We start from the raw sequence: 912 nt of genomic DNA on the forward strand, positions 1-912 counted from the left end.
AGCGTGACCCGCACGGTGTTCGACGCCGTGCCGCCGCCCGCCGTCCCGCCCGACGTCGAGACCCGGAACGCCCCCAGCACGTCCGGCGAGTCGCGATAGCGCGGCGCCACCTCCATCACCACGTGATAGGTCGCAAGCGGGGTCGAGATGTTGGACGCGCTGCGCTGGCCATACGCGTCGAACAGCGCGCCACTGATCAGTTGCGGCGTGACCAGATAGCGCGCGGCGGTGTCGCGCGCGATGTCCACATGCACCGCCGTGGCCCGGTCCGTCAGGTTGGTGGAAATGTCGGTCATCACCTTGCTGCCCTGCAGCGCCTGGGTGATGCGCGGGGTCCAGCTATAGATATCCTCGGCATTGTCGCTGCGCAGGACAAAGCGATAGGCTCCCTGCTGCTGGCGGCCGCCCCCGCCATTGACGTCCCCGGCCGAAAACAGCGACAGCCGCACGCCCGTCAGCCCCGTCGCCTCCAGCCGCTTGTGCACGCGCGCGATCATCTCGTCCGGCCCGTCGTCGCGGTCGCGCTTGCCGGTCATCTGCGCGAAGGCCTGGCCCTCCACCCGCGTGTCGCCGGTAAAGGCCGCCACCGATTCCGCGTCGCGGTCGGCCAGCATCGCGGCGCTCACGGCGCGGATCTTGGCGTCCATCTTCTGGAACGACGCCGTCTCGTCCCCCCGGAAATAGCCCACGATCATCGCCACGTCCTGCTTGGGGATGATGTCCTTGGGCATGACCGTGATCACCGCCACCGTCACCACCAGGCTCAGCGGCAGGGTCGCCAGTACCAGCCGGCGCCGGCGCAGCGCATGGTCCAGCGAACGGACATAGGCACGCAGCACCGCCTCGAACGTCCATTCGATCCCGTCCGACAGCCGGCGCAGCCCCCGGCGCAGCGCCGACGCCCCCGCCGGC

General features: G+C 70.0%; 1 protein-coding gene. It reads right to left on the reverse strand.

Going from position 1 to position 912, the window contains the following annotated elements:
* Positions 1–912 (reverse strand): efflux RND transporter permease subunit (locus HUK84_RS20275; protein ID WP_176641805.1); only part of this gene is annotated, 912 nt, incomplete at both ends.

It is taken from the genome of Nguyenibacter vanlangensis (assembly GCF_013376155.1).
Lineage (GTDB): Bacteria > Pseudomonadota > Alphaproteobacteria > Acetobacterales > Acetobacteraceae > Gluconacetobacter > Gluconacetobacter vanlangensis.